Raw genomic sequence first — 6762 nt, 5'->3', positions numbered from 1 at the left:
AGGCGGCTTCCACTCCCTGATCGCAATCCCAGCCGGGCGGCAGGCGACGTGTCAGGTGATCGGAGATTCCACCAGCTGCAATAGCGACTAGTTCGGGGATCGGAACGGATTTTGGCGGTAGCGGGGTTGATGTAGCAGCGGAACGGAAAGTCACGGTAGGGATGTAGGTTCCGCGGCTCGGTGAACATTTCCGCGCTACCTGAACAGCATCGGCGGTGCTGGTCCACCGGCACGCGGAGCTCCCTCAGCGACTCATCGAGAGCGGCCAGATGCTCGAACTCATCCGCGGCCATTCCGGCTTCACCGGCACCTCGTTCGTCGTCTCCCCCGCGCACGGCCTCACCGTGGTCCTGCTGACGAACGCCGTCCGCCCCGTCCGCAGGTGCACAGGAATCCGTGATCTCCGCGCTGCTGTGGCCGCTGAAGCACGACGGCTAGGGTCTCAAGCATGAAACCTGCGGATATCTCCCTTTTGCATGCTCTCGGCGCGCCGACGATCTCGCCCGACGGGAAGTATGCGATCGTCGCCGTGACCCGGCCCGATCTCGAGGCCGACGAGTACCGCGGCGGCCTCTGGCTGGTCCCGACGGACGGCTCCGCTGAGCCGCGCCGGCTGACGAGAGGTCCGCGCGACGGAGAGCCCGCATACTCCCCCGACGGCGCCTGGCTGGCCTTCGTCCGCGGCGGCGACGGCGCCAAGCCGCAACTCTACGTTATGCCCACCGGCGGCGGCGAGCCGCGGAAGGTGACCGACGAGCCGCTCGGCGTCAGCGAGCCGGTGTGGAGCCCCGACTCGCGGCGGCTGGCCTTCGTCGCGCGCGTGCCCGAGGAGGGCCGGTACGGCGAGAACAAGCCGGAGAAGGAACGGCCGCGCCGCATCACCGGCTTCAAGTACCGGCGGGACAACCTGGGCTTCTTCCTCGACCGGCGCGCTCACGTCTTCGTCGTCGACCCCTTCGCCGAGGAGCCCTCGGCCACGCAGGTCACCGAGGGCGACTTCGACCACGGCGGGGTCACCTGGAGCCCGGACGGCGCGCTGCTGGCGTTCGTGGCCGCCCGCCATGACGAGCGCGGCAGCACGCTCACCGACGACGTGTGGGTGAGCGCCCCTGACGGTTCGGACCTGCGCCGCGTGACCACCACCGACCTGGCGGTGGCCGCACCGCGCTTCACCCCGGACGGCGACGCCCTGTGCTTCCTCGGCGCTGGCGCCGGCCCCGAAGGCCGCCACCTGGTCGCCAAGAACTTCGGGCTCTGGCTGGTGCCGCTCGCCGGCGGTGCGGCCCGCCGCCTCACCGACGAGGAACGCTTCCACCTCCCCGTCACCCCGTACGTCCCCACCGCCGACGGCGTGCTCGTCACCGTGGAGAACCGGGGCGCCAAGGACCTGCTGCACGTGCCGTACGCGGGCGCGGAACCTACCGTCCTGATCAACGGCCCCCGCGAGGTCGACGCCGTCGCCCACGCCGCCGGCGTCACCGTCGTGGCCGTCGCCGACGCCTGTACCCCCGGCGAGCTGGTCGCCCTCCGCCAGGACAAGGAGATCACCCTCACCTCCTTCGGCCCCGGCCTCGACGTACTCCCCGTCGAGGAGGTCACCGGCACGGCCCCGGACGGCTACCCCGTGCACGGCTGGATCGTCCGCCCTGCCGGCGAGGGGCCGCACCCTGTGCTCCTCATGATCCACGGCGGCCCCTTCGCACAGTACGGCTGGCACGTCTTCGACGAGGCCCAGATCTACGCCTCGGCCGGTTACGCGGTCGTCATGGGCAACCCGCGCGGCTCCTCCGGCTACGGCCAGGCGCACGGCCGGCACATCTTCGGTGACGTCGGCCACCTGTCGGCCCTCGACCTGCTGGCGCTGTTCGACGCCGCCCTGGCCACCGGCGGCCTGGACGCCTCCCGCGCCGGAGTGCTCGGCGGCTCGCACGGCGGCTTCATGACCACGTGGATGGCTGCTCACCACGGCGACCGGTTCAAGGCGGCGATCAGCGAGCGCGCGGTCAACGCGATCGACAGTTTCCACGGGAGTAGTGACATCGGGTGGTCGTTCGCGCGTGACCTGTATGGCGAAGACCCGGCGAGCTGGGTGGAGCAGAGCCCTCTCACGCACGCTGACAAGATCGACAAGCCGTTTATGATCATCCACTCGGAGCACGACTGGCGGTGCCCGGTGGAGCAGGCACAGCGGTTGTTCGTCAAGCTGCAGTTGCGGGGGGTGGAGACGGAGCTGCTGCTGTTCCCGGGGGAGGGGCATGAGTTGTCCCGCTCGGGGCTTCCCAGCCATCGGGTGGCCCGCTTCGACGCCATCCTCGACTGGTGGGGGCGGCACCTGTAGGGGTTACCGCGCCGGACGGCCTGACTCCGCGGCTTGATCACGTACGAGAGACGTACAGACACCGGCACGTACCAAACGTTTCCGCAGGTCGGAAGCATGAATCCGTCCGGTCTCCGGAGCCGGGTGCACAGTCATTAGGTTCGAATCCTGCAGGGGGCACTCGATCTTGATCGGCGGTTCTGGCCGCTGACCAGGGTGAACATCGCACGTACGGGCGGGCCTCGAGTCTCACGGAGTCCCGCCCGTTCTCGTTGAAGCTCGCGGGTTGTGGACCAGTTGTGGACCATGATCGAGCTTCCATCCAAGCCTAGAGCGGCGAGGCCGACCCATGTCACCGATGCGTCCTCGGGCGCATCGAGGTTGGCGCGCGACAACCGCTCCGCTGGACCAACCTGGTGCCGATCAGTCGTCGGCGGACCTACACGCGCGGGAGAGGCATTGCAGTCCCACGCCTCTCGGAGTCCTTCCCTCAGAGCAGCCGGGAGACGCCGTACGACTCCAGCTTGCTGATCGGTTGGCCTGCCCGCGCCGCAGCATGAGGTCTCGGTGATCCGAATGCGATCTCTTGCGGGAGGCAGATACGGCTCCCTGAGCTGCCCCGGGTTGTGGCCCAGACGAGTTCGCATGGGAGCGCGGCCAGCCGACGCCCTGGCTGGTCGATCCGTACGCCCGCTGGGTGCTGATCCGTCATGCGGCTGCCCGGGGCTCATCGGTGCTGACATGCTCTTCCGGTCGCTGATGACCTCCCACAACCTCGGGCAGGACATCCACGGGCCGGCCGGGCGAAGCCGATGACATGCGCGGGCACCCGCGAACGGCGTTTCGGACGCGTGCGCTGGTGTCTAACGTGAGGCTCGCGTGTCCTCCTTCCCTGCGCACCTGCCCTTCCACCCCACTCAGGAGCATTTGTGCATCAGCCGAAACCGGTCTACGCCGGCTACCTGCTCGTCTACTTCGTCGGCAGCCCCTCAGTCGACGACGAACGGATCCGGATGGCGCTCAGCCTCGGCAACGATCCGTTGCACTACCGGGAACTGAACGCCGGAAAGCCCGTCCTGACCTCCAGCCTCGGCACCAAGGGAGTGCGCGACCCTTTCCTGATCCGTTCCCCCGAGGGCGACAGGTTCCACGTGATCGCCACGGATCTGCGGACGTCCGGCGGAGACGAGGACCCGGTGCAGCTCACCTGGGACAGAGCCGAGCGCACCGGCAGCAAGTCGATCGTGGTCTGGGATTCCACGGACCTGGTCAACTGGACCGGTCAGCGCCTCGTCAAGGTGTCCCGCGACGCCGCGGGCAACACCTGGGCACCGAAGGCGTGCTACGCCGAAGAACTCGGCAAGTACGTCGTCTTCTGGGCCTCGAAGCTCTACGCCCAGGACGACCCGGATCACACCGGAACGACCTACAACCGGATGCTGTACGCCACCACCACCGACTTCCGCATGTTCAGCGAACCCGAGGTCTGGCACGATCCAGGGCACGCGTTGATCGACTCGGCCGTGATCAAGCACAACGGCGTCTACTACCGCTACACGAAGGACGAGCGGGACCAGACGCCTTCCGTGCCCAGCGCCAAGCTCATCACCGCCGAGAAGTCCCGCGAACTGACCTCCACCGCGTATGAGTTCGTGGCCGACCGCATCGGCAAGGGCGAGATCGACCGTGGTGAGGGCCCGGCTGTGTTCAAGTCGAACACGGAGGAGAAGTGGTACATGTTCATCGACGAGTTCGGGGAGCGCAACTACGTCCCGTTCGAGACCACCGATCTCGACTCCGGGAAGTGGATCCCGTCGACGAGCCACCAACTGCCTCCTGGAGCCAAGCACGGCTCGGTGCTTCCTCTCACCCAGGCCGAGTACGACCGGCTGCTGAGTGCTTATGGCGGGCAAGAGGACGATTCTTGATCACGCACGGATCAACCGCGATCCTCTCCGCCCCATTGCCATGCCCGCGGATCCGCCCGCACCAGAGGGGGAGACGCGAATCCGAAATTGTCCGCAGTCGCACAACCGCTCACCCAACGGTGGCGACAGACGCAACATGGCCTCGCCGAGGGTGGAGACCTCGACTCGCCTACTGTCGGGCCGAATCTTCGTTCTGCTGTGCGTTTATGCCGGGAGGCCACACCGTTCCCCTCCCGGTCCACCGATGCCCACGATGCTCCCGAGGCAGCGCATAGGGCGGCGCCCCTTGACGGACTCCTTGTCGAAAGGTTATTCATCATACGTCTTATGAGTTACATCGCATGCACAGAGGAGTTAGGGACACCGTGAGACAACGCCATCTGGCATCGGTCGCAATGGGCACATCCCTCGTCGCGGTAAGCATCATCGCGGCCAGCGCCACGCCGGCACTCGCCGTGCCGCCGCATCCCGGCAGGACCACCATCGTGGTTTCGCCGAGCGGCGACGATCACAATGAGGGCACGCCGGGAAAGCCGCTCCGTACGCTTGCGGCGGCGCAGGCGATGGCCCGTGAGTCGGCGCATGCGGGGAGCGCCGTCACGGTCGAGCTGAAGGATGGGACCTACCAGCTTGACAAGCCGCTGCGCTTCACCGCGGACGACTCGGGTACCAGCGCCAAACCGGTGATCTGGACGGCTGCGAGAGGGGCGCGGCCGGTCGTCTCGGGCGGCCGCCAGGTGAATGGCTGGACGTCGTACGACGACGGCAAGAACATCTTCGTCGCCTCGGTGCCCAAGGGGCAGGACAGCCGTCAGCTCTACAAGAACGACGCGGCCGCGCCCCGCGCGGCAATCAAGATCGCTCGCAGCGATGTGACGATCACCGCCTCCGGCATGCAGATCAAGAACCCCGCGTTGAACTATCTCGCGACGCTGCCGGACCAGAGCCGCATCGAGGTCGAGAGCCAGGGTTCCTTTACCGATCGGTACGCCCCCGTGCAGAGCATCAGCGGGACGACGATCACCATGCAGCAGCCCGCATGGCAGAACAACAACTGGGGGTACGACACTCTGGCGCGCCCGTTCGCGGGTGGCCAGTTGCTGCTCGAGAACTCCTACGCGTTCCTGCAGGAGGGGCAGTGGTATCTGGACCCCTCCGCCGGCAAGCTGTACTACCGTGCCGCCGCCGGTGAGGATCCGAACAGCGCGTCGTTCGTGCTGCCCTACCTCGAATCGCTCGTACAGATCGCGGGAAGTTACGCGAACCCGGTGCACGACCTCACCTTCTCGGGCATCCGGTTCTCGCACTCGACCTGGCTGTCACCCGGCTCGTCCATCGGCTACGCCGACCAGCAGAACGGCGCCTTCCTCCCGAAGGCCTACCCGCAGCCGGCCGACTACCTGAACAGCTGTCAGTCGGGCTGCCGACTGTTCGAGGGCGCGCGCAACGGCTGGCATCAGCTCCCGGCGGCCGTCCAGGTGGCCGCGGCCACCCGCGTGACGTTCTCGGACAACACCTTCGCCCACCTCGGGCAGGTGGGCCTCGGCATCGGGCTGGATGCCAACGCGAACGGAGCCGGGATCGGGCTCGGGGTCACCGAGACGACGGTGCACCACAACCTGTTCACCGACCTTGGTGGCGCGGGGGTCGTCGCGGGCGGCGTGCTGCCGGACGCCCACCACCCGAGCGACCCGGCGATGACCGTGCGCGACATCACGATCGACAACAACCTCGTGACCGACGTCGCCAAGGACTACAAGGAGATGTCGGGCATCCTGACCACGTACGTGGATCACGCCGTGATCGCGCACAACGAGGTCTCGAACCTCGCCTACGACGGGATCGACACCGGCTGGGGCTGGGGCGCGAACGACGCGGGCGGCAGCCAGGATTACCGGAACAGGGGCCTCTACGAGTTCCAGCCGGTATACACCTCGCCCACGACCCTCAAGAACACCGAGGTGACCGGCAACCTGATCCACGGGGTGAAGAAGGTCTTCCACGACGGCGGGAGCCTGTACAATCTCTCGGCCAACCCCGGCGCCGTGTTCAGCGGTAACTACATCTACGACACACAGCACACCGTGGGCCTCTACCTGGACGAGGGATCTCGTTACGTGACGATGAAGAACAACGTGGTCCAGGACTGCGGAGTGTGGGTGTTCACGAACTCCTACGGGACGATCAACAACACCAGCGACAATGTGCTTGAGCACAACTGGTACAACTCCGGCAATACGCAGACACCGAACACAGCCGAGCACAACAACCAGCTGATCGACAACGTCCAGGTGTCGGGCACCGCCTGGCCGGACGACGCCAAGGAAGTGATCGCGCACGCCGGCATCGAGCCGGGCCTGCGGACCTTCCCCGGGGTCTCGCAGTAGCCGGTCGACCCGACGACGGGGCGGGGGGAGCCGGACGGCTCCCCCCGCCCTTTCATGCCACGCCGGCAAGGCGGAGACTGCGGCCGCTCCGCACGCGAGCGCGCCGCTGTCAGCTCGTGGAGGTGCCCGC

Annotated in this window: 3 protein-coding genes; all 3 read left to right on the top strand. The window is 67.2% G+C overall.

What is annotated here, in order from left to right; translation table 11 throughout:
* Positions 1-448 precede the first annotated feature (448 nt).
* The 3 genes from AB0J09_RS51815 to AB0J09_RS51805 all read left to right on the top strand — a co-directional run bounded on the left by AB0J09_RS51815 (position 449) and on the right by AB0J09_RS51805 (position 6632).
* The gene (locus tag AB0J09_RS51815) at positions 449-2338 is read left to right on the top strand and encodes a S9 family peptidase (protein ID WP_360709134.1); all 1890 of its coding nucleotides are present in this window, start codon (positions 449-451) and stop codon (positions 2336-2338) included.
* A 908-nt stretch (positions 2339-3246) separates the two neighbouring features.
* Positions 3247-4245, top strand: a complete 999-nt coding sequence (locus AB0J09_RS51810) for a glycoside hydrolase family 43 protein (RefSeq protein WP_360709132.1) — start codon at positions 3247-3249, stop codon at positions 4243-4245.
* Between the two features lie 395 nt (positions 4246-4640).
* Positions 4641-6632: a right-handed parallel beta-helix repeat-containing protein gene (locus tag AB0J09_RS51805; protein WP_360709129.1), complete on the top strand. Its 1992-nt coding sequence runs from the start codon at positions 4641-4643 to the stop codon at positions 6630-6632.
* Positions 6633-6762 lie beyond the last annotated feature (130 nt).

Origin of the sequence: Nonomuraea sp. NPDC049784 (genome assembly GCF_040659615.1) — a bacterium.
Lineage (GTDB): Bacteria > Actinomycetota > Actinomycetes > Streptosporangiales > Streptosporangiaceae > Nonomuraea.
Note: the sequence above shows the minus strand (reverse complement) of the source record. Positions and strands in the feature narration are given on the sequence as shown.

Bases quoted from the DNA above. Each gene is read 5' to 3' on its own strand.
- AB0J09_RS51815 (WP_360709134.1), top strand. From the start codon at position 449: ATGAAACCTGCGGATATCTCCCTTTTGCATGCTCTCGGCGCGCCGACG.
- AB0J09_RS51805 (WP_360709129.1), top strand. From the start codon at position 4,641: ATGGGCACATCCCTCGTCGCGGTAAGCATCATCGCGGCCAGCGCCACG.